The following is a 1,292-nucleotide window of genomic DNA, read 5'->3' as shown; positions in this document are numbered from 1 at the left end:
CCAGACCCGCGCCTATCTGACGGTGATCGTGATTTTCCTGGTGTTCTCCGGCATTGTCGGTGTGCTGTGGATGGGCGCCAATGATGTGCGCGCAGGTGTCATGTCCGAAGGCACGCTGATCCAGTTTGTGATCTATGCTGTGCTGGTGGCGGGCTCGGTTGCGGCGCTTTCGGAAATCTGGAGCGAACTGCAGCGCGCTGCCGGCGCGACCGAGCGTCTGGTGGAGCTTCTGAATGCGAAGGATACCGTACTGGATCCGGTTGCCGCACAGTTGCTGCCAGCGCCAGTGAAAGGCGAGATCATGTTCGACAACGTGTCGTTCCGCTATCCGTCGCGCCCCGATGTCTCGGCGCTGGACGCGGTGTCCCTTGCAGTAAAGCCGGGCGAGACTGTTGCTTTTGTCGGACCTTCCGGGGCGGGCAAGACCACCATCATTCAGCTGCTGCAGCGGTTCTATGACCCGAACCAGGGCGCGGTGAAGCTGGACGGCGTGGCGCTGACGGCGCTGCAGCGGGATGAGTTCCGCCGCCACATCGCGCTAGTGCCGCAGGATCCGGTGATTTTTGCAGCTTCAGCGCGCGAAAACATCCGGTTCGGCCGGCCAGAGGCCACGGATGCCGAGGTCGAGGCGGCGGCCCAGGCTGCCGCCGCGCATGATTTCATCTCAAAACTGCCGGAAGGCTATGACAGCTTTGTCGGCGAGCGCGGGGTGATGCTGTCGGGCGGTCAGAAACAGCGGATTGCCATCGCCCGTGCCATTCTGCGCGACGCGCCGGTGCTGTTGCTGGACGAGGCGACCTCGGCACTGGATGCCGAAAGCGAGCGTCTGGTGCAGGCCGCGGTGGACGAGCTGAGCCAGGGCCGCACCACGCTGATTGTGGCGCATCGCTTGGCGACAGTGAAAAAGGCCGACCGGATTGTTGTAATGGATCAGGGCCGGATCGTGGCCACCGGCACCCATGATGAACTGGTGGCGCAAGGCGGACTGTACGCGCGTCTGGCGAAGCTGCAGTTCACCGAAGGGCTGGCGGCGGAGTAAGCGCCAAATCCAGCCGGACACACAGCACCCCGGACCGGTTCCGGGGTGTTTTTCGTTCTGGAAACTGCAAAGGCTTGGAAACTGGCGCCACGTCATGCCGCAAACTGCCTTGGCGTGACCCTGCACCGGCGCTTGCGCAATTGCGCGTTTGCAATAGTCTGGGGCGCAAACAGAACACCCCATGCATTGGGGGAACGGGGAGGAGATTTATGGGATTTCCCGGAGTCGCAGACCGCGACGCGCTGCAGAATGA

The 1,292-nt window shown here is 62.9% G+C and carries 1 protein-coding gene; it reads left to right on the top strand.

Features of this window, described 5'->3' with window-relative positions; translation table 11 throughout:
• On the top strand, positions 1-1,039 hold a 1,039-nt coding region (locus A2I95_RS39035; RefSeq protein WP_291737740.1), incomplete at its 5' end, for an ATP-binding cassette domain-containing protein.
• Positions 1,040-1,292 lie beyond the last annotated feature (253 nt).

It is taken from the genome of Leisingera sp. F5, from assembly GCF_001593695.1.
This window is presented reverse-complemented; position numbering and strand designations above follow the sequence as displayed.